We start from the raw sequence: 26,472 nt of genomic DNA on the forward strand, positions 1-26,472 counted from the left end.
AAGCGGGACGCGGCAGGCGTCAGGCCGACGGCTCCTCGCCCCCGGCGATGGCGGCCAGGATGCTTGCGGCGTTGGCGGCGCCGCCGATGTCGATGGCCGAACGGTCCGGCGCGGGAGCCGCCATGGCGCGGTCGATGGCGGCCGCGATCGCATCCGGCGTCTCGCTCTCGTGGTTGACCACCTCCGCCAGGCCCCGCTTTTCGATCAGGGCCGCGCGGGTGATCTGCTCGGTCTCGATCCCGTCGGACAGGGGCACCATGACGGCCCGGCAACCCGAGGTGTAGATGTCGGCGGTGGTGTTGTAGCCGGCGCGCGAGATCGACAGCTTCGCGGCGGCGAGCCTTGCGGGCAGGTTGGGGATGAAGCGTTCGAAGACGACGTTCTCGTCGACCAGCGCTTCCAGTTCCGCCTTCTGCGCGGGCGTCGCGGCGAGGCCTGTGAGGACGAGCCAGCGGGCGTCGGCAAGCACCGAGCGCTTGCGAGCCTTCAGCGCGGCAAGCAGCAGCCTGTGGCCGAAGGCGCCGCCGCCGACCGAGAGCACCACGTCGAACACGTCGTCGCCGGTGGCCGGGACGGGTGGTTCGGGTGCGACGATGCCGGTGTAGAGCAGCTTGTCGGCGATCTTGCCGCCATGCGGAAAGGTGTGCTCGATACGCACGAAATCCGGATCGCCGTGCACCAGCACGCGGTCGAAAAAGCGGTCGAGGATGTCCACCACCTCGAGGTCGCGCTCAGGCTTGGCGTTCTCCTGCAGGATGTCGCGCACGGACGCCACGATGGCTGGGCGCGGGCTTCGCGCCTGCGCGGCTTCCATCAAGGGGATGAGTTCGAAGCGCATCTGGCGGCGGCCAAAGGGAAAGGCCTCGGTGACGACGACGTCGGGCTTCGCGTCGTGGAATATCTCCAGCAGCAGATCGCGGCGGCGGGCCTTGTAGTCCTCGTCGACCGGGTTGCCCCGGTCGTCTTCCAACCTGTTGAAGACTTCGAGGCCCGCCCGCACCGGGGGCAGGTAGTGAATGCGCGCGTCGGCGATGTCGAGGTCGGGAATGGGTACGCCGCCGAAAACCAGGTCGACCTCGATGCCACGGCTGCGCAGCGACCGGACGATGCGCGAGGCGCGGAAGACGTGGCCGACGCCGACCAGGTGCTGGACATAGAACAGGACGCGGTGTGTCACGACGCTTGCTTCTCCCTTGGCTTGTCGCCGACCAGGCCGCTCGCTTCGAACCGTGCGATCAACTGGCCGATGGTGCCGAGATGGTCGAAATGGTCATGCACCCGCTCCATCGCGGCTGCGCCGATGCGGGCGCGCAAGTCCGGGAGCCGGATGGCGTCCTCAAGAGCGACCGCCAGCGCGGCCGCATCATCCGGCGGAACCAGCATGCCGGTGCGACCGTCATCGATGAGTTCGGGAATGCCCGAGATCGGCGTGGAGATGCAGGGCAGGCCCTGGCTCTGTGCCTCGACCAGCACGTTCGGCAGTCCGTCCCGGTCGCCATCGTCGGCGATGCGGCAGGGCAGGACGAACAGGTCGGACGCGGCGTAGGCTTCCAGCACCTCGCTCTGCGCGCGGGAGCCATGGATGGCCACGCGCGCGCCGATGCCGAGACGCTCGACCTGCCCCTTGAGGGCGTCGGCCAGTTCGCCGCCGCCGACATGCGTCCAACTCCAGGCGAGGCCCGGTGGAAGCAAGGCGAGGGCGTCGGCCAGCGTATCCAGCCCCTTCTTCGCCACCGCGCGTCCGACAGACAGGATTCGGACGGGATCGGCTTCGTCGGTGCCGTCCCGCGACGAGGGCTGACGGCTGGGCTTCGGAAAGCGGGCGAGGTCGATGCCGTGATAGACCAGCGTGACCTTTGCCGGGTCGGGCGCGAGATCCTTCAGGTGCCGCGCGCCGCCGGCCGTGCAGGTGACGGTCCAGTCGGCGGCGGCGAGCTTTTCGCTCAGTTCCCAGTCGGGCGAGGTCCAGATGTCCTTGGCGTGGGCGGATGCGCTCCAGCCGATGCCCGTCATGTCGCTGGCGTAGCGTGCCACCGATGAGGGCGTGTGGATGAAATGGCTGTAGATCCAGCGTGCCTGCTTCGGGCATTCGGCGGCGAGCACCAAGGCCTGGCCGAAGCGGCGGATGCGGTTGCGGGTGATGTCACGGCCGAAGTCCTTCAGCCAGTGCCGCAACGCGACCCGATATCCGGCAAGCCGGCGCGCCTGCCACCAGGCCTTCAGCACCCGCATGGGCTCGTCGTGAAGGTACTCCGGCAGGTAGGTGACCGGCGCGCGGATCTCGTCGTTGATGGGATGACGCTTGCTGTCGGTGGGGTGGCGCAGCGAAACGAGGTGGAGGTCGTAGCCGGCGCGCTCCAACTCGAGCAGTTCCTGGGCGATGAAGGTTTCCGACAGGCGCGGATATCCCTTCAGCACGACGACGATGGCAGGCTTCATGAGAAGGCGGCTTTGCGCGTTTCCGAAGCAGCCAGGATTTCCTCTCGCCGATCGAGGAGGATTTCGGTCAGCGCGCAGATGCGGTTGAGGCCATCGAGGTCGGGTCGCGCCACGGCCGAGGATGGGGTGGTGCGCTCCAGCACGGCATCGATGGCGGCGAGGAAGCGGCGCGGGTTCTTCGCCTGCTCGATGTCGATGACGTCGACCCAGCCGAACTCGGCGGCCCGGTTGGCGCGGATCGCCTGCTCCCGGCGCGGCGCGGTGCGCGGCACGAACAGGGCGCGCTTGTCGAAGGAGATCACCTCGCAAAAGGTGTTGTAGCCACACATGCCGACGACGGCGCTGGAGTTGGCCACGATCGCCTCCAGGTTCGCGTCGAAATCGATGATGCGGATGTTGGGAACGTTGCCTGCGCGGGCCGCGATCTCGAAGCGCTCGCGCTCGGTCATGAAGGGGCCCAGCACGAAGAGGAACTCGCGACCGGGGGTCTTGTCCTGGCGGACGGCGTTGAGCGCGGCGGCCATGAGTTCGTAGCCATCGCCGCCGCCGCCGGCCGTCACGAGGACATAGTCGCGGCCGTATTTCTCCGTGACGTCCTCGTCCGCAACGGTGCGGGGCAGGAAGCCGGTGTAGCGGGTCTGCGACAGGATGGCTTCCGACAGGTCGATGCCGGCCAGCGGGTTGTAGAAACTGCCGGGTCCGTAAATCCAGATTTCGTCATAGAGCGCCAGATGCTCGACGATGTGCTTTCGCTGCCACTCCTCGCGCAGAAGTTCGGGCGCGTCGAGCACGTCGCGCAGGCCAAGAACCGTGATCGCGCCCTTCGCCTTGGCCCACTTCAACGTCGAGAGCATCTCTCGGGCCAGCCCGAGCGGCTCCTTGTCGACGATGATCATGTCGGGGCGGATCCGCTCGGCGGCTTCCCGGATCACCGACTCGCGGGCGGTCACCGTCTGCTCGAACGTCAGTTCTCCGCTGCCTGACGCGTAGGTTCCATTGGAGAGCTTGTTGGCTGCCGGGATCTGGATGTAGTCCACGCGATCCTCGAAAGGAAAGGCGTCGACGACCGGTGAACCGGAGACGATCGACACGCGAACGCCGGGAAAATGCGACACGAGCGCATGGGCGATCGTGCGGCTGCGCCGCAGATGTCCAAGACCGAACGTGTCGTGGCTGTACATGAGTACAGTGAAATCGAAGACCGGGTCCATGCGCGCCTGGTTACGTTCGGCAAACACCTCGTTGCCTCGGTGCCGAACAAGGACCACGACGACGCCAGCTGCGCCTGTTTCCTCGCTCGCCCCCTCCGAGACGGGACAGCCATTCACGGTTCCCTCGGTCCGTCGCACTCACGATCGGCGGGCCAGCGACCAACAGCAAGGCGAACATTCACGCTCGCCGCGACGAAATCAAGTCCCAAAGCGCAAAGTCGCGGAACCTTCATATTTCACGGCTCGTCGCGCACGGGCGCGTGACGAGCCCGGCTCTCTATCGCGGCGTGGGCGGCACCGGCCACCGCCTCGCGCACCTGCTCGGGCAGCGGCTGGTCGGACAGGACCTCCACCTTGACGTTTCGCTGGGCGAAGTGGATGCCGTTCTTCTCGAAAGCGTCGCGCAACTTGTGGTAGGCGTCGCGACGGATGACCCATTGCGCGCCGGGCCGCGCCATGAACTTGACGCCGACCACCATGTTGAATTCCTCCATCCGGCGGACGCCCTGCGACTTCAGGGGCTCCAGGAAATAGTGGCCATAATTGGGGTCCGCCTGCAGTTCGGCTCCGACCTGCTTGACCAGTTTCTTGACCAGCTTCAGGTCGGTCTCGAAGGGCACGCGGAATTCCAGCTTCAGAATCACCCAGTCACGGCTGTAGTTGGTCAGCGACTTCAGTTCGCCAAAGGGGATCGTGTGCACGGCGCCGCGATGATGGCGCACCCGCATCGAGCGAAGCGACATGGACTCGACGGTGCCGCGCAGGTTTCCGATCTCGACATATTCCCCGACACGGAAAGCATCATCCACCAGGAAGAAGATGCCCGAGACGATGTCGCGCACCAGCGACTGGGTTCCGAAGCCGACGGCCACGCCGACGATGCCGGCACCGGCGAGCAGCGGCGCGATGTTGACGCCGATCGAGGACAGCATGGTGAGACCGCCGATCACCAGGATGGTCACCAGCAGGATGTTGCGCATCAGCGGCAGCAGCGTCGCCATGCGCGCTTCCGGTCCGGGCGCCTCGCCGGGCGGTGGCGCCACATAGCCGGCGAGGTGGCGGTCGATCGCCGTGCGGGCCCAAACCCAGATCAGGTCGGCTAGGAGCAGAACCGCCACGACATTGATGGCAACCTTGGCGATGCGGCCCGCAAGCGTTGGCGTTTCCGCCAGGACGAAGATGTCGGTGCTCCACGCCGCGGCGAGCGCAAAGAGCGTTGCGATGGCCAGGAGAAACCGGACCAGACGACGAACGATCGGCCGGTACATCGCATATCGTTCGGCGCCGGGCCCGGTGACGAGTGCCGATGGCGGCGATGCGTGCGCGGGCGCCGTTGCATCGTCGGCGACGCCCGGGGCAGGGCCCGGGGCGGCGAGAGCGGCGGTTGCGTCATGGGCCTGCGCCTCGGCGTCGCGGCGATGGTCCTCGGCCGCGGCCGCTTCTTCCGCCCGGTCGAAAAAGTGGTCGATCATCACGCGGGAAAGCATCGTCACCGGAACGAAGAGGCCGACAATCAGCACCGTCCACATCAGTTCCCGCGCGCCGGATATCCAGAGCAAGAGCGCGATGATCACGACCAGCGACTGCGCCACGGGAAGGAGCCGGAACGCGACGGGCTCCAGCCGGCCGAGGGCGAAGCGCGGCGCGGCGGCGTCGCGCATGATCCTGGGCGTCATCGACCAGATCATCGCCAGCACGGCCAGCGCGGTCGTGGCGCCGAGACCGACCGAGACGGCCAGCGCCGCGCTTCGGGCCTGCGCCGCATCGGACGCCGTGGGCGCCAGCACGTCCAAGGTGTCGGAGATCAGCAGCGAGGCGACGAAGACCATGGCGACGAAGACGTTCCATCGATGAAGCTTCGGCGCCAGGCGGTCGTCGAGCGGCACCAGCCTGAGGGCGGGGAAAACCGGCGCCAGCAGAAAGCGCGACAGGGTGGCGAGCGCGCGCACGGCGATGACGCCGAGCAGGAGGTTGACCACCAGCCTTTCGAGAAAGCCCGGCCAGGCGAAGGCGAGAAAGGCGCCGACGCTGCCGATCGAGAAGATGGCGATGGCCAGCGCCTGCAGGAAGAGGCGCGCACCGGCGGCCGAGAGCCGTCGCATCAGCGTCGTCGGGACCGTGTGCTCGATCCGGACCAGCGTGGGGTGGAAGTATTGCCAGAACAGCCATTCCAGCCCGCCGCCCACGAACAGGAAGATGATGACGTAGGTGAGGCTGCGCAGCGCCTCGGCCGGCGACAGTTGCGAACGCCAAGCTTCGGCGAGCACCGACGGAACGAGCGGAAAGCTGGACCAGGCCTGGGTGAGTTCGCCCATGCGTTGCCGCGCCGCGGCGAGGCGGTGCTGGATGGCCGCCCGGAGCGTGGAGCCTTCCTCGTCGACCGTCGTGTGCGCCGCCGCCGCCGCAGCGCTTCTTAGCCAGTCCACGACACGCTGATCGCCAAGGATGCGCAGCAGGTCCTGGACGTCGTTGGCCGAGGGAGCAGGAGCGGCCGTTTCGGTCGATGTCGTCTGCGCGCCCTGCGCGAGGTGGGGGGGAACTTGCGCCGAGGCGAAGCCCGGATGAAGCATGAGCGCCAGGAGCAAGGCTGCAAGACGGACCAGCATCACGCCGCATTTCCTTCCGCTGGCGCCGGCAAAGGGGCGGGATGCGTCCGGTGCAGGTCGCCCGGACGGACGTAGGGCGCCAGAACCCGTTCCACCACGAGCGTTCCCGGCCCGGGCCGAAGCTGGCAGGCCAGGCGCTCGCCCGGCGCGGCGCCGACGCGGGCCAGCGTCTGCGCCTCCTCGTGGGTCGGGTGCGGCAGCGTGGCGTCTCCGCCGGCGAGGCGCACGCGGCACGTGCCGCAGCGAGCGCGTCCGCGGCACAGATGCGCGATCGCGACATTGCGCTGCTCGGCGATCTCCAGCACGCTCAATCCGGCGGGCGCCGTGACGTCGGGCCCTTCGGCGAAGGCGATGCGCACGGTGTTGCGATCGCCGGCAAGCCGCACCCGCCGAGCGACCAGCACCGCCGAGACGACGACGAGGTAGAGGCTGAAGACGGTCCAGTTGACGCGGCTGAGGATCGCAAGAATTTCGCCGCGGGAGCGTTGTTCGCCCGCCGGCGCGGCGTATTCGGTTTCGCCTTCGTCCATCGCATAGGCGTCGGCCTGCGAGGCCGTGTCGGCGGCGATGGCGGGCTCGGCGTCCAGCGCCCTGATCGCCTCGTTGCCGGCGCTGACGAAGCCGAGCAAAGCCAGCACGGGAATGGCGACGGCGAACGGGTGCAGAAACGCGCCGGCCCTGCTCCACCAGGGCTGGACGCGCGCCCAGGTGAACACGCCCACGCAGCCGTGAATCCAGAGGAAGGCCAGCAGCAGCACCTGCCGAAGACCTTCCTCCGGCGCCCAGATCCAGAAATAGGGGATCAGCGACGCGAAACTGGGAGCGATCCCGTACCGGGCCGCGAGCGCGGTGCCGACGACATGCGGGGTCAGCAACGGCACGACCAGGAGACTGGCCAGGATCTGTACCGCGTCGGTCCGCGACATCCGCAGCGTGTTGCGCTGGTAGATCGCGGCGAGACCGAGCGAGAAATGCGCCAGGAAGGCGGCCATCAAGACCAGGCTCCCGAGCGGGTTCGTCCACAGACCCATGAAGTAGGGCCGGGCGGCGTCCATCGCTTCAATGGAACTCAGGCCGAAGGCGACGTTGACGAGGTGCATCGCCACGTAGGTGAACAGCACCAGCCCCGAAACGATTCTGACTGCCCTGACCATGCGCCCCCGCGCTCCATGCCGACCCGATCGACCTTAGCCGCAATGTCGTGCAGCTGGAACGGCAAGAAATCGAAAGCAACCTGGAAATCCAGGCGCGCTGGAGCAGCGGTTGCCGGCGGCCCATTCTTGCCAAGCCGGCAGGCAGGGTCTAATCGGACGGCACGATCCGGCAGGCGGTGCCGCTGTTTGCCGGATACCGACCGGGGGCCATCCTTCCTGTAGCGAGAGACAGTTCATTGCCGAACGACACGATGCCCGGGCGCACAGCCTCGATTCCGCAGTCCGGCCTGTCCTTCCCGCATGCCGCGCCGCCCCCCACGGGGGAGGTCGTCGAAATCGCACCAGGCATCCTGTGGACCCGCATTCCGCTGCCCTTCCGGCTCGACCACGTCAACATCTTCCTGATCGAGGACGGCGACGGCTGGGCCGTGGTCGACACAGGCATTTCCAACCAGCCGACCCGCGAGGTGTGGGACGCGCTGGTGGCGGGGCCGCTCGCGGGGCGCCGGCTCACCCGGCTCATCGTCACCCACTACCATCCCGACCACATCGGACTGGCCGGCTGGCTGTGCGAGCGCTTCGACATTCCACTGCTGACCAGCCAGACGGCCTATCTCGGCTGCATCAACATCTCGCTCAGCCCCGGCGCGATGGAGGCGAAGCCCTACCGCGACTTCTACCTGCGCCACGGCATGAGCGAGGAGACCGCCGCGATCGTTTCCACGCAAGGCCATGGCTATCTGCGCATGGTGACGCCGCTGCCAATGAGCTTTGGCCGCCTGGTGGCGGGCGACACGCTGGTGATCGGCGGACGCCGCTTCGACGTGCTCTCGGGCGACGGCCATGCGCCCGAGCAGATCATGCTCCACGCCCCCGACGACAACGTCTTCCTCGCCGCCGACCAGGTGCTGGCGAAGATCACGCCCAACATCAGTGTCTGGGCGGTCGACCCGGAAGGGGATCCGCTCGGCCTCTACATCCGCTCGCTCAACGCCATCCGCGACCGCATCCCGGCCGACGCGCTGGTGCTGCCCGGCCATCAGCTGCCGTTTTTCGGCTTGAACGCGCGCTGTGCGGAACTGATCGCGCACCACGAGGAGCGCTGCGAGCGCCTCGCCGAGGCCTGCGCGAAAGGGCCTGGCTCGGTGGCCGAACTCCTGCCGGCCATCTTCCCCCGCCCGCTCGACCCGCACCAGCTTTCATTCGCCTTTTCGGAGGTGCATGCCCACGTGAACTACATGCTTCGGCGCGGGCAACTGGCCTGGGAAGATCCCCGGGCGCCAATGCTGCGGGCGGTGATCGCGTAGAGGAGCACGGGCGACCGGAGCGGCTAGGCAGGTTACACCGAAATCGCATCGACCCCAGAGCGGCCCCGGCTGCGAGCATAACGACCGGGCGGCTGTCCGACGTGACGACTGAAGGCGGTGCTGAACGTGCTCGCCGAACCGTATCCGACCCGTTCGGCGATTTCGGTCATGTCGACCTCATTGCGGCGCAGAAAGTCCTTTGCCAGCGCCATGCGCCAGGCCAGCAGATATTCCATCGGCGTCACGCGGACACTGCGCGTGAACCGTTCGAAGAATGCGGAGCGGGAAAGCGCTGCCTCCTTCGCCAGCCGAGCCGTCGTCCACGGATGCGACGGATCGGCATGGATCCGACGGATCGCATCGGCCAATCGCGGATCGGCCAGACCGCGAAGCAGCCCCGGGGGCGCCTTCGGCTCCTGCGTCAGCCGCAACGCTTCGACGAGCAGGATCTCAACGAGCCGGTTGAGCAACAGATCGCGTCCCGATCGCGCCGCCGTCGCCTCCTCGATCAGCAACTTCACCAGGACTGCCAGTCTCTCGACGCCCCGGACGTGAACCTGTCCGGGCAAAAGTGACACGAGCAGGCCGGAATCGTCGTTGTCGAAGAGGAAATACCCGCCCAGAATGCGAACGCCTGGCGGGCCGTCCTGCCGTCCATGCCGAACCTCCCCCGTGGCGTTCGCGGCTGCATGGGGATCGATGAGCACCGGAACCACCGGGTCGAAGCCGGACATGGTGAAGCCCGGCGTGGTCGGCAGCAAGACGAAATCACCCGCTTGCAGAACCAGTTCCCTTTGACCGTCGACGGCCAGTCGACAGGACCCTTCGATGACGACGGCAAAGCTGGGATGGCCGAAATCCGCATAGCGGACGCCCCAGCGACCCGCGCCGCTGATGCCCTTCGTGAAGACCGCCCGAGGACGGAGCAGGTTGAGGATGTCTGAAAGCGGATCAATCATGAACAGGACGATTGCAAATGAAATCGGGACGATGAGTTATATATCGTCCTGTCGCTCTCCGCTAGTCTCGCTGCATCACCAACCCAAACATCCACGGAGACGCACCATGCAGACCATCCTGATCACCGGCTGCTCGTCAGGTTACGGGCTCGAGACCGCCCGCCACTTTCTCTCGAGGGGGTGGAATGTCATCGCCACCATGCGTACCCCTCGCGATGGCATCCTGCCGCATGCGGAAAACCTGCGCATTCTCCCGCTCGACGTGACCGACGAGGACAGCATCGCGCAGGTGATCAAGGCCGCCGGCCCGATCGACGTCCTCGTCAACAATGCCGGGATTGGCGTCGTCGGCGCCTTCGAGGCGACGCCGATGTCGCATATCCGCAAGGTGTTCGACACCAACACCTTCGGCGTCATGGCCATGACGCAGGCCGTCATTCCGCAGATGCGCGAGCGCCGATCAGGCGTCATCGTCAACGTGACGTCCAGCGTCACCCTGGCCTCGATGCCGCTGGCCGCGGCCTATACGGCCAGCAAGCAGGCCATCGAGGGGTTCACCGGTTCTCTGGCCCACGAACTCGCGCATTTCGACATTCGCGCCAAGCTGGTCGAACCCGGCTATGCCCCGACGACCCGGTTCGCCCAGAACACATCCGTCCGGGTCGAGGATCTCATTCCGGACACCTATGCCGGTTTTGCCGGCCCGATCTTTGCCGGCTTCGCGCAGCCGGCCCTGACCACGCGGGAAAGCGACGTTGCCGAAGCGGTGTGGGCGGCCGTCGGAGACGGCACCGGGACGCTGCGGTTCCCGGCGGGTGCGGACGCCGTGGCGCTTGCCCGGGCTGCATGAAGGCAACCGCACCGGACGCAGGCGGGGCGAGAGGCCTGCCGGCCGGTGCCGGACCCACTACCCCTCGGCGAAGAGGTGGCACCGCACCCGCGCGTTGCCCCTGTCGAGCACCGGCGGAACCACCGTCTTGCAGTGCGGCATCACGAAGGGACAACGGGGATTGAAGTGGCAACCGGAGGGCGGGTTGACGGGATTGGGGATCTCGCCTGCGATCGTCAGCCGCTCCTTGCCCTCCATCTCGATGTCGGGCACCGCGTCGAGCAGCATGCGCGTGTAGGGGTGCTTCGGGTCGGAGAAGAGCTCGCGCGCCGGGGCTTCCTCGACGAGCCGCCCCAGATAGAGCACGCCGACCCGGGTGGCGACGTGGCGAACGACGGCAAGGTTGTGACTGATGAAAAGGTAGGTCAGGCCGAGCCGATCCTGCAACTCGCGCAGAAGGTTGAGCACCTGCGCCTGCACCGACACGTCGAGTGCCGAGGTCGGTTCGTCGCAGACGATGAAGTTCGGCTCCGACGCCAGCGCGCGGGCGATCGCGATGCGCTGGCGCTGGCCGCCGGAGAACTCGTGCGGAAACTTCTGGCCGTCACGCGGGTCGAGACCGACGAGCGACAGGAGTTCGCCGACGCGCGCGGCGCGTTCCTTCGCGTCGGGCAGCATCCCGAAGGCCTTGATGGGCTCCTCGACGATGGCGTGCACGCGCCAGCGCGGGTTCAGACTGGCATAGGGATCCTGGAAGATCATCTGGATGCGACGACGCATGCGGCGCTGCGTGTCGGCGGACGCCTTGCCCGCCACGTCGATACCGTCGATGGTGACCGATCCGGCCGAAGGCCGCAGCAAGCCCACCGCCATCTTGGCGATGGTGGACTTGCCCGACCCGGATTCGCCGACCAGCGCGAAGGTTTCGCCGCGCCTGATGGAAAAATCGACGCCGTCGACCGCAGTCAGCGACACGCGCCCGCCGCCTTCGAGCAGGCGGTTGAGCAGTGGCTTCGACAGGTCGAAGACCCGGCGCAGTCCCTTCACCTCGACCAGTGGCGGGGCGGGCTCCCCGTTCCGGGCGGCGTCGGTCATGGTCGTGCCTCCGCCGGCACGCGCGCGACCTGGATACCGGCCTCGGCGGCGCGGCCGGCCACTTCCGGCGGCAGGGCGGATGCGGCGTCATGCAGGAAGCAGGCGGCCTGGCTGGCGCCCGCCGGATAGGCGTCGGGGCGTTCCGTGCGGCAACGGTCGAAGGCGTAGCCGCAACGCGGATTGAACGCGCAGCCGCGCGGAATGGCGCCGAGACGCGGCATCGAGCCGGGAATCTGCGCCAGTTTCTCGTCGGGGTCGCCGGCAAGCGATGGAATGGCCGCCATCAGACCGCTGGCATAGGGATGCTGGGGACGTTTCACGACATCGCGGACGGGGCCGATCTCGGCGAGCCGTCCGGCATAAAGCACGCAGACGCGGTCGGCCGTTTCGGCAATGACGCCCATATCATGCGTGATCAGCATGACCGACGCGCCGCGATCCGCGCAGATGCGCTTCAGGAGGGCGATGATCTGGGCCTGCACCGACACGTCGAGCGCCGTCGTGGGCTCGTCGGCGATGACGAGTTGCGGGTCGACGGCGAGCGCCAGCGCGATCACCACCCGCTGGCGCATGCCGCCGGAAAACTGATGCGGATAGGCCGACAGACGCGTCTCGGCGGCGGGGATTCCCACCTCCTCCAGCAGGCGCAGCGCCTTGTCCCGTGCCGCGCGCGCCGAGATGGGCTCGTGCGTCAGGATCGTTTCGGTCAGCTGATCGCCGATGCGGTAGAGCGGGTTCAGGCTGGTCAGCGGGTCCTGGAAGATCATGCCGATGCGCTTGCCGCGAATGGTGCGCATGCGCTCGGGCGAGAGATTGTCGATGCGTTCGCCGGCGAGCCGGATCTCGCCGCCGGCGACGCGGCCCGGCGGCTCCAGGAGGCCGATGATGGCGGCCCCGGTGAGCGACTTGCCGGCGCCGGATTCGCCCACCACGCCCAGCACCTCGCCGGGTGCGATGTCGAAGGAGAGATCGTCGATGGCCCTGAGCACGCCGCGGCGGGTGGGAAACTCGACGATGAGGTTGCGAACGGAGAGGACGGGCTCGGTCATGCCTACCTCAGCTTCGGATTGAGCGCGTCGCGCAGCCAGTCGCCAAGCAGATTGACCGACAGGGCGAGCGCGAGCAGGGTGATCGAGGGAAACAGCAGGATCCACCATTCGCCGGAGAACAGGAAACCCTGGCCGATGCGGATCAACGTTCCGAGCGAAGGCTGGGTTGGCGGCACGCCGACGCCAAGGAACGACAGCGTGGCTTCGGCGATGATGGCGAGCGCCAGGCTGATCGTGGCGATGACCAGCACCGGCCCCATGACGTTGGGCAGGATGTGGCCCAGCACCATGCGCACGGGGCGGACGCCGATGACCCGCGCCGCCTGGATATACTCCTTGTTCTTCTCCACCAGCGTGGCGCCGCGGACCACGCGGGCGAACTGCACCCAGTCCGCCAGGCCGATCGAAACGATCAGGACCCAGATCGCCAGATCCTCGCGCATCGATGGCGGGATGAGGCCGCGCGCGATGCCGAAGATCAGGAGGGCGATGAGGATCGAGGGAAAGGAAAGCTGGATGTCGGCGATGCGCATCAGTGCACTGTCGACCCAGCCGCCGCGCCAACCGGCGGTAAGGCCAAGACCGATGCCGAGGACCATGGCGAAGACGACGGCCGAAAAGCCGACGAAGATCGAGATGCGCGCGCCATAGAGAATGGTCGAGAATATGTCGCGTCCCTGATTGTCGGTGCCCAGCCAGTAGACGTTGCCGGAGATCATGTTGGGCTCCATGGGCGGCGTGAAGCCGTCCATGAGGTTCAGGGTCGCCGGATTGAAGGGATCGTAGGGCGCGATCAGCGGCGCGAGCGCCGCGGCCAGAACGATCAGCAACGCCATGAAGGCCGCGGCCATGGCCACGGGTGAATGGCGGAAGCTCCAGGCGACGTCGCTGTCCCAGATGCGGGCAAAACGGTTCATGCTCGCCCCCTCAGTGCCGTGCGCCGGACTGCTCGATCCGCAGGCGCGGATCGATGGCGTAGTAGAGCAGGTCGACCACCAGATTGATCACGACGAAGATCAGGGCGATCAGCATCAGGTAGGCCGCCATCACCGGGATGTCGACGAACTGGACGGAATTGATGAACAAGGCGCCGACGCCCGGCCACTGGAACACCGTCTCGGTGATGATGGCGAAGGCGATGATGGAGCCGAGCTGGAGACCGGCGATGGTCACGACGGGCACCATGGTGTTCTTGAGCGCATGGCCGAAATGGATCGCGCGGTTGGACAGGCCTCGGGCGCGGGCGAACTTGATGTAGTCGGAGCGCAGCACCTCCAGCATCTCGGCGCGTACGAGGCGCATGATCAGCGTCATCTGGTAGAGACCGAGCGTGATGGCCGGCAGGATGAGGCTCGCGCGCCCGGACGGCGTGAGGAAGCCCGTGGTCCAGTAGCCTAGGCGCACGGTCTCCCCGCGACCGAACGAGGGAAGCCAGCGCAACTCGACCGCAAAGAGCCAGATCAGCAGAATGCCGATCAGGAAGGTGGGCAGCGACACCCCGATCAACGACAGCGTCATGATGGAACTGGACAGCATGCCGCTGCGGTTCAGGGCGGTGTAGACGCCGAAGGACACGCCGACCACGAATGCCAGGATGCCGGACACGAAGGCCAGCTCCAGCGTGGCGGGAAGCCGCGACAGGATGAGTTCCATCACCGGCTGCTGCAGGCGATAGGAAATGCCGAAATTGCCGCTCGCCGCCCGTCCGAGATAGTTCGCGAACTGCACGAAGAAGGGATCGTCGAGGCCCAGCCGCTCGCGCAGCTCCGCGCGGTCGGCCACGGAGGCTTCCTGACCCATCATGGTGGCGACGGGATCGCCGACATAGCGGAAGAGTGAAAATGAAACGAGGCCGACCACCAGCATCACGACGATGGACTGGAAGAGCCGGCGCAGGATGTAGGCGATCATGCCAGTCCCCGGGGCAGGCGGTCCCGCGCCGGAAGCTTCAGCTCCGGCGCGGGCCGCACGTCAGTTCCAGCCTACTTGAACGTGACGTTGGTCATGCTCGGCTGGTTTTCCGGGTGCACGGCGATCTCGATGTTGGCCTTGGTTGCGTAGGCCAGCACCTGATTGTGAACCATCAGGAACACGCGGTCATCCTGGACCTGCTTCCAGATCTCGGCAATCGTGGCGTCACGCTTCTCGAGGTCGGTCTCGGTCGCCAGCGACTTGATCTTGGCGTCCACCTCCGGGTTCGAGTAGCGCGAGCCGTTCCAGCCGCCGCGCGCGTCTTCCCGGCTGTGGACGAGGAAGTCGAAGACATACTGGCTGTCGAAGGGCGGCACGCCCCAGCCGAGCAGGTAGAAGTCGACCTGCAGGTTCTGGATCGCCGGGAAGTGGACGGTCCGCGACTGGCTGACGAGATTGGCCTTCACGCCGATGCGGCCGAGCATGCCGACGAAAGCCTGGCAGATCGCCTCGTCGTTCAGGTAGCGGTCGTTCGGGCAGTGAAAGTCGACCGAGAAGCCGTCCGGATAGCCGGCCTCGGCGAGCAGGGCCTTGGCCTTGTCGTAGTCCGGGGCGCCGTAGGCGTCGAGCTCGGCATCATAGCCGTTGGCGAAGGGCGGAACGTTCTGCGCGCCGGGCACGGACTGGCCGCGCATGACGACGGTCTTGATCGCATCGCGATCAAGCGCGAGAGCCATGGCCTCGCGCACTTCCGGCTTCTTGAACGGGTTGTCGCCGGCCAGCGAGATCAGGCTGTCGGACGTCATGTCGTAGGAGAAGAAGATGGTCCGGTTCTCGGGGCCGGTCGTCACGGCGACGCTCTGCGTCTCCTGCAGGCGGGCGATGTCCTGCACCGGCACGTCCTGCACGAAGTCGACCTCGCCCGACAGCAGCGCGGCGACGCGGGTCGCGGCCTCCTTGATCGGCGTGTAGATGATCTCGGTGACCGCCGGCTTCTCGGCCCAATGGTTCTCGTTGAGCTTCAGGACGGTGCGCACCTCGGGGTCACGGCTTTCCAGTACGTAGGGGCCGGTTCCGTTGGTGTTGCGGACGGTGTACTTTTCCTCGCCGGCCTTGAAATCCTGCGGGTTCTCGACGCCATTGGCCTCGATCCAGCCCTTGTCCATGATGAAGAAGTTGGTCAGGTTCTGGACGTAGAGCGGCGACGGACCGTTGGTCTTGATGTGCACGGTGTAGTCGTCGATCGCCTCGGCGCCAGCGACGGCGGCGTGCAGGCCCTTGAAGTCGGAGGTTTCGGAGGTGACGCGGGTCACGCTCGCCACGACGTCCTCGGCGGTGAAGTCGGCGCCGTCGTGGAATTTCACGCCCTCGCGCAGCTTGAACACCCAGACCGTCGGGTCATCGGCATGGATCGACCACTCGGTCGCCAGCCGCGGCTGAAGGCTGCCGTCCAGGCCGCGCTCGACCAGCGTCTCGTAGATGTGGTGCAGCAGGGTGGAGGTCGGTCCTTCGTTGGCCGAGTGCGGATCGAGCGTCAGCGCGTCGCCCACGCGGGCCCAGCGCAGCGTCTCGGCATGCGCCGCGGAGCCGAGAAGCAGGCTCGCGGCCGCGGCCAGCAACAGGCTGCGACCGGGCATGGAAAGGCCGTTCGTACGGAATCGTGCGATCATCAAGAAAACTCCCATATGTGGCACCGACCGTCGTTCTGCGCGGTCCGTCGTGCCCAAGGACGTACTATCCGAGAAAGGCGAGGCCAACGCAACCCGTGTCGCTCCACCGGATCGCATTTCGCCCAGGCTTCGGTGGCGACCCAACGGCAGGTGCCGGCCATCAAATGTGGAGCGCGTGGCCGAGCCCGCGCATGGCCGCTTCCTGCACGGCTTCGCCCATGGTGGGATGCGCATGGATGGTCGCCGCTATGTCTTCGAGCCGCGCGCCCATCTCTATGGCGTAGGCGAAGGATGAGGCCAGTTCCGAGACCTGCACGCCGGTTGCCTGGATGCCGAGGATGACGTTGTCGCCGGCGCGGGCGACGATGCGCACGAAGCCATCGTCGCGCTCCAGCGTCATGGCGCGACCGTTGGCCTGGAGGGGAAAGGTTCCGGTGCGGGTGTCGAGGCCGGCCTTTTCCGCGTCGGCCGGCGACAGGCCGACCGAAACGATCTCGGGGTCGGTGAAGCAGATGGCCGGGATCGCGCGACTGTCCCAGGCACGGCGATGGCCCGCCGCGATCTCGGCCACCATCTCGCCCTGCGCCATCGCGCGGTGCGCCAGCATCGGCTCGCCGGTCACGTCGCCGATCGCGTAGACGCCCCGCATCGAGGTGCGGCAATGCTCGTCGATGGCGATGGCGCGCCCCTCCATGGTGAGGTCGAGTTCCTCCAGGCCCCAGCCATGGGTCGCCGGGCGGCGACCGACCGTCACCAGAACCTTGTCGGCGTCGATGGTGCGGCTTTCGCCGGCGGCATCGAGAAAGGCGAGGGTGCCGCTGCTCGCGGCGTAGCGATCAGCCCTCGCGCCGGTCCGCACCTCGATGCCGAGCTTCTCGAGCCGCCGGGCCACGGGCTTCGTCAGCTCCGCGTCCCAGAGCGGCAGGATGCGATCGGCGGCTTCGAGGATCGTCACCTTCGCACCGAGCTTGGCGAAGGCGGTGCCGAGTTCCAGCCCGATGTAGCCAGCGCCGACGACGGCCATCCGCTCCGGCACGCTTGTCAGCGCCAGCGCCTCGGTCGACGAGATCACGTTGCCGCCGAGGGGCAGCCCGGGCAGCTCGACCGCTTCCGATCCGGTGGCGATCACGACCGTATCGGCCACGATGCGCTGCGGGCCGGTCGAGGTTTCGACCACGACCGTCTTGCCGTCGTGGATGCGCGCCCAGCCATCGACCTGCTTGACGCCAGCCTTCTTCAGCAGTCCGGAGACGCCGCCGGTCAGCCGGCGCACGATGCCGTCCTTCCATTCGATGGTCTTGGCCAGATCGATCGCGGGACTTGCCGCCGTGATGCCCAGCGGCGAGATGCCGCCCGCGAACGCACCGAGCCTGGCGAACTCGTCGGCGGCATGGATCATGGCCTTGGAGGGGATGCAGCCGACGTTGAGGCATGTGCCGCCAGGCTTCCCCGCCTCGACGATGACGGTGTCGAGCCCGAGCTGGCCGGCGCGGATGGCGCACACATAGCCGCCCGGCCCAGCGCCGATCACGAGCAGCTGGCAGGTGATGTCGATCATGGGGTGGCTCCGATTGGCGATGCCTGCGCTCCACGGCGCCCCCCTCTGTCCTGCCGGACATCTCCCCCACGAGGGGGGAGATCGGCAGTGTCGGCGATGGCGCTTTCCTTGCAACGTCGGCGATTGGCGAAATCCGTCGTGCCGGCCGATCTCCCCCCTCGTGGGGGAGATGTCCGGCAGGACAGAGGGGGGCGCGACAGAACGCGACGTCTCGTGGGCATGAGCATCCGCCTCACCCCTCGATGAAGATCGAGGCCGGCGTCTCCAGCAACGCCTTCACGCGCTGAACGAACACCGCCGCGTCCCAGCCGTCGATGACGCGATGGTCGAAGCTCGACGACAGGTTCATCATCTTTTTCGGCACGAACTGCGTGCCGTCCCACATCGGGCGCACCTGCATCTTGTTGACGCCGACGATCGCCACCTCCGGATGATTGATCACCGGCGTGGTGGCAATGCCGCCCATGGCGCCGAGCGAAGTGATGGTGATGGTCGAGCCGGTCAGTTCCTCGCGGGTGGCGGTGCCGTTCTTTGCGGCGTCCGCCAGCCGTGCGATCTCGGTCGCCGCACCCCAGAGGTCGAGCGCTTCCGCATGGCGCACCACGGGCACGACGAGCCCGTTGCGGGTCTGGGCGGCGATGCCGCAATGCACGCCGCCGAACTGGCGCACCACGCCCGCCTCGTCATCGAAATGGGCGTTGATGTTGGGCTGGTCCTTCAGGGCCTTCGCCATGGCCAGCATCAGGAAGGGCAAGATCGTCAGCTTGGGCCGGTCATCGCGGCGACCGGCGTTCAGGCTGGCGCGCAATTGCTCCAGCGCGTCCATCTCGATCTCGTCGACATAGGTGATGTGGGCGATGCGGGATTTCGACAGCGCCATCTTTTCGGCGATCCTGCGCCGCAGGCCGACGACCTTGAATTCGGTGACGCGGGTGTCGGGCGCCTTGCCCACGGGAGCGATCGGGCGCGAGCCCTGCTCGGCGTGGAGGTCGAGATCCTCGTGGGTGATGCGACCGGCGGGGCCGGTGCCGGCCACGAAGCGCAGGTCGATGCCGCGCTCGCGTGCCTTCAGCCGCACCGACGGCGCAGCGAGCGGCTTCTCGCCTTCCTTGCGGGCATGGGCAGGCAAGGCGCGGCGCGGCGGCTCGGGCTTCGCGGACGTCTCGCCGTCTTCATCCTCCACGCCGGCCATCGTCGGCGCAGCGGCGATCGGGGCGGGCTTCTCCGGCGTCTTCCTGGCAGGCTCCGGTCGGTTCTCCGGCGGCGCGGATTTGTCGGGGGACACGTTGCCGTCGCCGGCGACGTCGAGGCGGATCAGCGGCGCGCCGACGGCGATCTGCTCGCCGATCTCGCCGCCGAGCCAGGCCACGGTGCCGTCGGCAGGGGAGGGGATCTCGACGGTTGCCTTGTCGGTCATCACCGCGGCCAGCACCATGTCTTCCTTGACGGGGTCGCCCACCTTGACGTGCCATTCGACGAGCTCGGCCTCGGCGACGCCCTCGCCGACATCCGGCATCTTGATCACGAAAACGCCCATGTCAGCCCTCCATGACCTCGACGAGCGCCGCCGCCAGGCGCGCCGGACCGGGGAAGTAGGTCCATTCCTGCGCGTGCGGGTAGGGCGTGTCCCAGCCGGCGATACGTCGGACCGGCGCCTCCAGATGGTAGAAGCAGTGCTCCTGCACCAAAGCGGCGAGTTCAGCGCCGAACCCCGAGGTCAGCGTCGCCTCGTGCACCACCACGCAGCGGCCGGTCTTCTTCACCGACGCCACGATCGTGTCGAGGTCGAGCGGGTGCAAGGTCCGCAGGTCGATCACCTCGGCATCGATGCCGCTCGCCTGCGCCGCCGCCTCGGCGACATAGACCATCGTGCCGTAGGCGAGCACGGTGACGGCTGCGCCCTCGCGCCGCACCACGGCCCTTCCGAGTGGTACCGTGTAGTGGCCGGCAGGCACCTCGCCCAGGGGGTGTTTCGCCCAGGGGGTGACCGGGCGGTCGTGATGGCCGTCGAAGGGGCCGTTGTAGAGGCGCTTCGGCTCGAGGAAGACCACCGGGTTGTCGTCCTCGATGGCGGCGATCAGGAGGCCCTTGGCGTCATGCGGGTTCGAGGGGACCACGACCTTGAGGCCCGATACGTGGGTGAACAGCGCCTCGGGGCTCTGGCTGTGGGTCTGCCCGCCGAAGATGCCGCCGCCGGTGGGCATGCGAATGGTGATCGGGCAGGTGAAGTCGCCGGCCGAGCGGTGGCGGATGCGCGCGGCTTCGGACACGATCTGGTCGTAGGCCGGATAGACGTAGTCGGCGAACTGGATCTCGACGCAAGGCCGCAGGCCGTAGGCGGCCATGCCGATGGCGGTGCCGACGATGCCGGCCTCGTTGATCGGGCTGTCGAAGCAGCGTTCCTTGCCGAACCGTTCCTGGAGCCCTTGGGTGCAGCGGAAGACACCGCCGAAATAGCCGACGTCCTCGCCGTAGACCACCACCTTGCCATCGCGTTCCATCGCCACGACGTGGGCATCGCGGATCGCCTCGATCATCGTCATGCGCGGCATGTCAGTACCCCGCTTCCTGGCGCTGACGCCGGAGATTGGGCGGCATCACGTCGTAGACGTCCTCGAAGATGTCGCGCGGCGAGGCCTTCGGGCCGGAATGCAGGGTGCCGTTGGCCTCGGCCTGCTTCTGCGCAGCCAGGACCTCGGCGTCGATCTCGGCTTCGGCCTGGGCGTGGCGCTCGGGCGACCAGGCGCCGATGGCGATCAGGTGGTTCTTCAGCCGCTCGACGGGATCGCCCAGCGGCCAGGCGTCGCTCTCCTCCTTGGGGCGGTAGGCGGACGGGTCGTCGGAGGTCGAATGCGCGGCGGCGCGGTAGGTGACGTATTCGACCAGCACCGGGCCAAGATTGCGGCGCGCCCGCTCGATCGCCCATTTCGCCACCGCGTGGACGGCGAGGTAGTCATTGCCATCGACGCGCAGAGAGGGAATGCCGAAACCATGGCCGCGCGCCGCGAAGGTGCCGGAGCCGCCTCGGGCGATGCCCTGGAAGGTCGAGATGGCCCACTGGTTGTTGACGATGTTGAGCACCACCGGCGCCTTGTAGGTGGAGGCGAAGACGAGCCCGGCATGGAAGTCGCTCTCGGCCGTCGAGCCGTCGCCGATCCAGGCCGCCGCGATCCTGGTGTCGCGGCTGATGGCCGAGGCCATCGCCCAGCCCACGGCCTGCACGAACTGGGTCGCGAGATTGCCCGAGATGGTGAAGAAGCCGTGCGCCTTCGACGAATACATCACCGGCAGCTGGCGTCCCTTGATCGGGTCCTTCGTGTTCGAATAGATCTGGTTCATCATCTCGACCATCGGATAGCCGCCGGCGATGAGCAGGCCCTGCTGGCGATAGGTCGGGAAGTTCATGTCGCCGTGTTCCATGGCCTTGCGGAAGGCGCAGGCGATCGCCTCCTCGCCGAGGCACTGCATGTAGAACGAGGTCTTGCCCTGGCGCTGCGCCATCAGCATGCGCTTGTCGAAGGCCCGTACCCGCATCATGTCGCGCAGGCCCGAGAGCGTCTCTTCCGGGGTGAGGGTCCCTGCCCACGGACCGACCGCCTCACCCTTCCGGTTGAGAACGCGGATGATCGACCAGGCCATCTCGCGGATGTCTTCCGGCGCGACGTCGACCGGCGGCCGGTCGACGGTACCGGCCCGGGGGATGCTGACGTTGGAAAAGTCCGGCTTGCCGCCCGGCCGTACTTCCGGTTCGGGAACGTTGAGGCGAAGCGGAACCGAGTCTGCCATTGCGTGTCTCTTCCCTGAGCGGCCCGTATCGCGCGAAAAGGCTGCGGCGGGCGGCGTCATTGTCCACCGGTGACAAGCAAGGACAAGGGGAAATCGTTCCCCGGAAAAGATAGCAAGAAGCGGTTCGACAGATGGCGGCGCCGCGACATCTTGTTGCCGGACGACGGGTTCTGTCGGTCTATTCGAACCGGCGTACCTTTTCGGCGTCGAGCGTTACGAGATGGCGGCGGTCGGAGGGCAGCGGCACGAAGGCGACCGACAGGCCCGTATCGCGTAGCGTGCACTGGCCGAAGGAGGCGCCGGTGTGGATTTTCAAGCCCTTGCGATAGGTCGGGTCGATGAAGTCGTGCAGACCGTTGCCCACCACGACCGGGATCCCGTGCCAGGACGAAACGCCGTCATGGTGAATATGGCCGGTGATGATGCCCGCGACCCGATGGCCGGCGAGCGCGCGGCGAAGCCTCTCGGTTTCGGCCTCGTTCAGGCTTTCCCAGGCAAAAGGCGATTCCGTGACGATGCGCGGACCGTGATGCATCACCACGATCCGGGGCAATTCCGGGTGGCGCTGGAGTGCGGCGCCGAGGAAGGCGAACTGGTCGTCGCCCAAAGCGCCGCTCACCTTGCCGGGGACGCTGGTGTCGAGCACGATCACATGGACGCCGTCGAACACCCTGTCGTGAAAATAAGGCGCGTCGAGGTCGCTCGTCCGGTCGAGCATGCCCTGGTAGAAACCCGGCCGGGCATCATGGTTGCCGAGCGCGCAGAGCACCGGCATGTGCAACGTGTCCAGGCGCTCGCGCACCGCACGATAGCTGGACGCGTCGCCCTTGTCGGTCAGATCTCCGCTGACGACGACGAAATCCGGCGCCGGGTCGATCGCGGCGATCATCGCCAACGCGGCATCGAGATTGCCGATCGTGTCGATCCCGTCGACCTTTCCCTCGCAATGGGCGTGGAGATCGGTCAGGTGAATGAAGGTCGGCGACTTGGGCATCGGGTGGTGTCATCCACGGCACAGGGCAGGGTCGTCATCGGCGCTCCGGCATCATCCGTCTCACAGCCGGGAGCGCCGTTCAAGGCTTGCGGTCAGGCGGCGACCGCGTGCGCGCGGGTTCGGGCGCTTGCGGCAAGCGACCTCGTGGCGTCGACCGTTTCCTGCGCGGCATACCAGTAGCGCTGGTTCAGCTCGATGTTGAACACCACACCGTGCGGGAAGACACACTCAGCCATCAGCGTTTCCCACGGAATGTTGCCCCAGCCGACCGGGAGATGCAGATCGCCATGGCCGTAGGCCAGCCGCTCGCCCTCCGTGTACATCCAGATGTCGTCCTGTCGGCCGAAGCTGTCGTGGACGTGCAGATGGCGCGCATGAGGCGCGAGCGCCACGATCTCCTCGACGAAGTCGTCGCGGCGGCCATTCCAGTCGAGCATCAGCCATGCGTGGGAGAAATCGATCGTCGCCATCACGTTGGGGTGGTCGATGGCAGCGAGTTCCGCCGCCAGCCGGCGCGGAGACGAGGCGTGCACCTTGCCGTCGAAGCCGGCAAACAGCGTCTCGACGCAAAGCACGATGTCGCTGGCGCGCGCAGTGTCGCCGGCCCGGGCGAGCGCTTCGCGCTGGCGGCCATAGGCGGCCTCGATCCCTTCGCTCTGCTGGACCGGCGCCAGGCCGGAATGGATCACGTAGTGGGCGGCGCCGAGTTCGGCAGTGACCTCCAGCGAGGCGGCGAGCACGTCCATGTGGCGCTGCAGCCGGTAGGGCTCGTCCATGAGGTTGATGGCCAGCGGACCATGTACCGAGTAGCCGACCGAGCGGCCGGCACAGGCACGCTTCAGCGCCTCGAGCTGCGGCCTGCGGACGCGACCGCCGACCACCACGTCCATGTCGAAGGTCGACAGCTCGACGAAGTCGACGCCGAGAGCTTCGACCCTGTCGAGCTCGTCTCCGAAGTCAGACAGGTCGTTCGATCGCTTTTGGGCTGTGATGCCGGTGCCGGGGACGCCGTTCGGTAGCATGGTCGTGTCCCTTTTCGTTGCACGATGGCGCCGCGCCAACCCCGGCGCGCCGCCCGTGGTCGGCGTCCATGGCAGCCTTGTCTGACAAGGGCGTGACGGTCTTCGTCAGCCGGCGGCCACCACCTCGACCTCAACCTTGAACTCCTCGCGGGTGAAGCCGCCCACGATCATCAGCGTCGAGGCCGGCGACGGCGCCGGGAACAGCCGGTCGCGCACCGCCATGTAGGGCCGCATATGCTCGCGCGCCGTGACGTAGGCGTTGATGCGCACGACGTCCGAAAGCGTCATGCCGGCCGCGGCCAGGATGGTGGCGATGGCGGAAAAGCATTGTTCGGCTTGCGCCCCGGCGTCTTCGGGAACGACGTCGTCCGGCGAGATGCCGAGCTGGCCCGAGCAGAACACCAGCCGCGCGCCGGCCTGGACTTCCACGGCATGGCTGTAGGCGGCGAAAGGCTTTCGCACGCCGTCGGGGGTGAGGTGGGTGAGCATGGCTTTGGTCCGGCATCGTGAGCAGTCGCGCCATTCCTGCACGGGGCCAGGGGCGTTGTCGATGGGGAGGTCCGGACTGCCGGTCAGCGGGGCTTCGGCAGCGTTCGGGGGCCGCCGACAGCGCTACGTCAAATCACTTAGCCAATCGACGAAGTTTTCGCTTGCGTCTTCGTCGGAAAGGGAATTAGTTAGCGATATGGCTAAGCATGATCCGGATCTCTCGTTGCTCTTCCATGCCCTGGCGGACCCCACGCGTCGGTCGATCCTGTCACGGCTTGCCGAAGGACCCGCGCGAGTGACCGATCTGGCCAACCCGACGGGACTGCGACTGCCCACCGTGATGCGGCACCTTTCGGTGCTGGAAGCGGCAGGATTGATCACCACCTCGAAGGACGGGCGCGTGCGGACCTGCGCTGTCGTCCCCGAGGCGCTGGCGCCGGTTCGGACATGGCTCGACGAGCAGCGGGAGATCTGGGAAGCCCGGCTCGACCGATTGGACGCATTCGTGATGAACGTGATGAAGGAGAGCGAAGAATGACCAAGGGTCTGGCCCCGAACGATACCACCAGCGCGGCGCCCGACGGGGAAGGCCATCGCTTCGCGACGCTGACCTTCGAACGGGGCGTGGCCGCGCCGCTCCCGGTGCTGTGGCAAGCCTGGACCGCCCCAGCCGCTCGCGCCGTCTGGGCCGCGCCGTCACCGACCGTCGCCATCGAGTTTCTCGAGGCGGATACCCGGGTGGGGGGTCGCGAGATTTCGCTATGCAAGGTGAAAGGACAGCCGGACATCCGCTGCGAAATCGGCTGGCTGGTGTTGCAGCCGGACCGTTGCAGCGTGAACCACGAGGTGATTTCAGCGGACGGCGTCATCCAGTCGGTGGCGCTGGTGACGGCGCATTTTTCCGGCACGACGGAGCGCAGCCGCGTCGTGGTGACGGTCCAGCTTTCGTCGCTGGCGACAGACATGAAGGCAGGCTATCGCGAAGGGTTCGGCGCCGGCCTGGACAATCTCGCAGGGGTCGCGGAACGCACCATGCTGCTGCAGCGGGTGATCAAGGCGCCACGGCCGGTCGTCTGGGGTGCGTGGATGAACCCCGATACGCTGCCGCAATGGTGGGGCCCCGATGGCTTTTCCTGCCGCACGCAAAGGATAGACCTGCGGGCGGGTGGCGAATGGGTCTTCGACATGATCGGTCCCGACGGAACGGTTTTCCCGAACCATCATCTCTACACCGACGTCCAGCCCGAAGAGAGGATCGGCTACACGCTGCTCTGGGGCGAGAACGGGCCGAAACATGCCGACGCCTGGGTTTCTTTCGAGGACCAGGACGGGTCGACGAAGGTCACGCTGGGCATGGTGTTTGCAGCCGCCGCCGAGTTCCAGACGGCGAAAGGCTTCGGTGCCGTGGAACTGGGCTTGCAGACGCTCGGCAAGCTGGAGCGCTTCATCACGTCGCGCTGAACCTTGCCTATAGCAACGCCGCCAGCGCTCCCGCGCAGTCCTTGAGCGTGGCGAGCGCTTCGCGCCGGACATTCACGTCCGCGAGCCTTCCCGCTGCGGCGGAAATGCCCAGCGCGGCAACCTCGCCGCTGGCGGCCGGCACCGGCACGGCGAGCGCGGCGACACCGGGCTCGAACTCGCCATCGACCAGCGCGTGGCCCGCCGCGGCGATCGAGCGAACCGATTCCGCGATGGCGGCGCGGTCGAGCGTTGTTGCTGGCGTGTGCGGCTCGAGCGGGGCGGCACGAATGGTCTCGGTGGCGGTGTCGGCATCACTCGCTGCCAGCAGCATGCGACCGATGGCGGTGGCAAGCAGCGGCACGCGGCTGCCGATGGTGAAACCGATGCGCGCACGCTCCGTCTCGCCGCCGGCATGGGCGACATAGACCGCCTCGGCGCCGTCGAGCATGGCAAGCGAGATGGTCTCGCCGATCCGGAGCGAGAAGGCGCGCATCACCGGCTGGATGGTCTTGCCGAACTGTCGGCCCTGCAAAAACCCGCCCGCCAAGACCAGGATGCGCGGGGTGAGTGAGAACAGCCGGTCCTGCTGGCGGACATAGCCCAGGTGCACCAGCGTCAGGACCAGCCGGCGGGTGACCGCGCGGTCGTAGCCGGTGAGGCGGGCGATCTGCGGCAGGGTCAGATGCGTGTGCTCGGCGTCGAAGGCCTTCAGCACCGCCATGCCCTTGGCGAAGGTCAGCGAGATGTCCTTCTCGGCGATCGGTTCGGCAGGGTCGAGAGGCATGGCGCCCTCCTTGGGCTTCGCTTGACACCGCCGGGAACGACGGAATACGCTTGAGCGATAATATATCGATTGCGCGATAATCGCACGCATTGCGACGAATGGCAATTCCTCGCCGTTCACCCGCCGCGACAGCCAGGGAGGATCCTCA

23 protein-coding genes are annotated in these 26,472 nt (G+C 67.2%); 4 read left to right on the forward strand and 19 right to left on the reverse strand.

Annotation, left to right across the window (positions count from 1 at the left end; all coding sequences use genetic code 11):
- Positions 1–19 precede the first annotated feature (19 nt).
- From EJC49_RS06675 to EJC49_RS06695, 5 genes are all read right to left on the reverse strand, one after another.
- The gene (locus tag EJC49_RS06675; protein WP_126698687.1) at positions 20–1,177 is read right to left on the reverse strand and encodes a glycosyltransferase family protein; all 1,158 of its coding nucleotides are present in this window, start codon (positions 1,175–1,177) and stop codon (positions 20–22) included.
- Positions 1,174–2,439 (reverse strand): glycosyltransferase family 4 protein, encoded by a 1,266-nt coding sequence (locus EJC49_RS06680; protein ID WP_126698688.1) that lies wholly within the window; start codon positions 2,437–2,439, stop codon positions 1,174–1,176. The genes EJC49_RS06675 and EJC49_RS06680 overlap by 4 nt, the downstream gene beginning before the upstream one ends.
- The gene (locus EJC49_RS06685) at positions 2,436–3,677 is read right to left on the reverse strand and encodes a glycosyltransferase family protein (RefSeq protein ID WP_210211763.1); all 1,242 of its coding nucleotides are present in this window, start codon (positions 3,675–3,677) and stop codon (positions 2,436–2,438) included. Before EJC49_RS06685 ends, EJC49_RS06680 begins: the two co-directional genes overlap by 4 nt.
- 209 nt (positions 3,678–3,886) lie before the next feature.
- Complete coding sequence (locus tag EJC49_RS06690) at positions 3,887–6,256, reverse strand: mechanosensitive ion channel family protein (RefSeq protein WP_126698689.1); 2,370 nt, start codon at positions 6,254–6,256, stop codon at positions 3,887–3,889.
- Entirely contained in the window at positions 6,256–7,410 is a 1,155-nt protein-coding gene (locus tag EJC49_RS06695; RefSeq protein ID WP_126698690.1) for a 2Fe-2S iron-sulfur cluster-binding protein, read from the reverse strand. The genes EJC49_RS06690 and EJC49_RS06695 overlap by 1 nt, the downstream gene beginning before the upstream one ends.
- 251 nt (positions 7,411–7,661) lie before the next feature.
- Here EJC49_RS06695 and EJC49_RS06700 point away from each other — a divergent pair, with 251 nt between their 5' ends.
- On the forward strand, positions 7,662–8,717 hold the full coding sequence (locus EJC49_RS06700) for an MBL fold metallo-hydrolase (protein ID WP_126698691.1): 1,056 nt from the start codon (positions 7,662–7,664) through the stop codon (positions 8,715–8,717).
- A 32-nt stretch (positions 8,718–8,749) separates the two neighbouring features.
- Here the strand turns inward: EJC49_RS06700 and EJC49_RS06705 are convergent, their stop codons facing one another.
- Positions 8,750–9,676 (reverse strand): AraC family transcriptional regulator, encoded by a 927-nt coding sequence (locus EJC49_RS06705; RefSeq protein ID WP_126698692.1) that lies wholly within the window; start codon positions 9,674–9,676, stop codon positions 8,750–8,752.
- 106 nt (positions 9,677–9,782) lie between these two features.
- On the opposite strand from EJC49_RS06705, the gene EJC49_RS06710 reads away from it, so the two are divergent.
- Complete coding sequence (locus EJC49_RS06710) at positions 9,783–10,526, forward strand: SDR family oxidoreductase (protein ID WP_126698693.1); 744 nt, start codon at positions 9,783–9,785, stop codon at positions 10,524–10,526.
- Positions 10,527–10,583: 57 nt separating this feature from the next.
- Here the strand turns inward: EJC49_RS06710 and EJC49_RS06715 are convergent, their stop codons facing one another.
- From EJC49_RS06715 to EJC49_RS06775, 12 genes are all read right to left on the reverse strand, one after another.
- On the reverse strand, positions 10,584–11,600 hold the full coding sequence (locus EJC49_RS06715; RefSeq protein ID WP_126698694.1) for an ABC transporter ATP-binding protein: 1,017 nt from the start codon (positions 11,598–11,600) through the stop codon (positions 10,584–10,586).
- On the reverse strand, positions 11,597–12,649 hold the full coding sequence (locus EJC49_RS06720; protein WP_126698695.1) for an ABC transporter ATP-binding protein: 1,053 nt from the start codon (positions 12,647–12,649) through the stop codon (positions 11,597–11,599). Before EJC49_RS06720 ends, EJC49_RS06715 begins: the two co-directional genes overlap by 4 nt.
- A 2-nt stretch (positions 12,650–12,651) precedes the next feature.
- On the reverse strand, positions 12,652–13,566 hold the full coding sequence (locus tag EJC49_RS06725; protein ID WP_126698696.1) for an ABC transporter permease: 915 nt from the start codon (positions 13,564–13,566) through the stop codon (positions 12,652–12,654).
- A 10-nt stretch (positions 13,567–13,576) separates the two neighbouring features.
- Positions 13,577–14,560, reverse strand: a complete 984-nt coding sequence (locus tag EJC49_RS06730) for an ABC transporter permease (RefSeq protein ID WP_126698697.1) — start codon at positions 14,558–14,560, stop codon at positions 13,577–13,579.
- A 71-nt stretch (positions 14,561–14,631) separates the two neighbouring features.
- Positions 14,632–16,230, reverse strand: coding sequence for an ABC transporter substrate-binding protein (locus EJC49_RS06735; protein WP_245453301.1), 1,599 nt, complete (start codon positions 16,228–16,230; stop codon positions 14,632–14,634).
- A 160-nt stretch (positions 16,231–16,390) separates the two neighbouring features.
- Entirely contained in the window at positions 16,391–17,788 is a 1,398-nt protein-coding gene (gene lpdA / locus EJC49_RS06740; protein WP_126698698.1) for a dihydrolipoyl dehydrogenase, read from the reverse strand.
- Between the two features lie 232 nt (positions 17,789–18,020).
- The gene (locus tag EJC49_RS06750) at positions 18,021–19,325 is read right to left on the reverse strand and encodes a dihydrolipoamide acetyltransferase family protein (protein WP_126698699.1); all 1,305 of its coding nucleotides are present in this window, start codon (positions 19,323–19,325) and stop codon (positions 18,021–18,023) included.
- Position 19,326: 1 nt separating this feature from the next.
- Positions 19,327–20,340 carry an alpha-ketoacid dehydrogenase subunit beta gene (locus EJC49_RS06755; protein WP_126698700.1) on the reverse strand — a complete coding sequence of 338 codons (1,014 nt, stop codon included), beginning with the start codon at positions 20,338–20,340 and terminating at the stop codon, positions 19,327–19,329.
- Position 20,341: 1 nt separating this feature from the next.
- Positions 20,342–21,574, reverse strand: coding sequence for a 3-methyl-2-oxobutanoate dehydrogenase (2-methylpropanoyl-transferring) subunit alpha (locus tag EJC49_RS06760; RefSeq protein ID WP_126698701.1), 1,233 nt, complete (start codon positions 21,572–21,574; stop codon positions 20,342–20,344).
- A gap of 178 nt (positions 21,575–21,752) precedes the next feature.
- Positions 21,753–22,568: a metallophosphoesterase family protein gene (locus tag EJC49_RS06765; protein WP_126698702.1), complete on the reverse strand. Its 816-nt coding sequence runs from the start codon at positions 22,566–22,568 to the stop codon at positions 21,753–21,755.
- A gap of 92 nt (positions 22,569–22,660) precedes the next feature.
- Positions 22,661–23,590: a sugar phosphate isomerase/epimerase family protein gene (locus tag EJC49_RS06770; RefSeq protein WP_126698703.1), complete on the reverse strand. Its 930-nt coding sequence runs from the start codon at positions 23,588–23,590 to the stop codon at positions 22,661–22,663.
- 105 nt (positions 23,591–23,695) lie between these two features.
- Positions 23,696–24,079: a RidA family protein gene (locus EJC49_RS06775; protein WP_126698704.1), complete on the reverse strand. Its 384-nt coding sequence runs from the start codon at positions 24,077–24,079 to the stop codon at positions 23,696–23,698.
- A 196-nt stretch (positions 24,080–24,275) separates the two neighbouring features.
- Here EJC49_RS06775 and EJC49_RS06780 point away from each other — a divergent pair, with 196 nt between their 5' ends.
- Positions 24,276–24,617: an ArsR/SmtB family transcription factor gene (locus EJC49_RS06780; RefSeq protein ID WP_126698705.1), complete on the forward strand. Its 342-nt coding sequence runs from the start codon at positions 24,276–24,278 to the stop codon at positions 24,615–24,617.
- Entirely contained in the window at positions 24,614–25,540 is a 927-nt protein-coding gene (locus tag EJC49_RS06785) for an SRPBCC family protein (protein WP_126698706.1), read from the forward strand. Before EJC49_RS06780 ends, EJC49_RS06785 begins: the two co-directional genes overlap by 4 nt.
- A gap of 7 nt (positions 25,541–25,547) precedes the next feature.
- Here the strand turns inward: EJC49_RS06785 and EJC49_RS06790 are convergent, their stop codons facing one another.
- Entirely contained in the window at positions 25,548–26,324 is a 777-nt protein-coding gene (locus tag EJC49_RS06790) for an IclR family transcriptional regulator domain-containing protein (RefSeq protein ID WP_170314642.1), read from the reverse strand.
- Positions 26,325–26,472 lie beyond the last annotated feature (148 nt).

The sequence above is a fragment of the Aquibium carbonis genome, from assembly GCF_003970795.1.
GTDB classification, from domain to species: domain Bacteria; phylum Pseudomonadota; class Alphaproteobacteria; order Rhizobiales; family Rhizobiaceae; genus Aquibium; species Aquibium carbonis.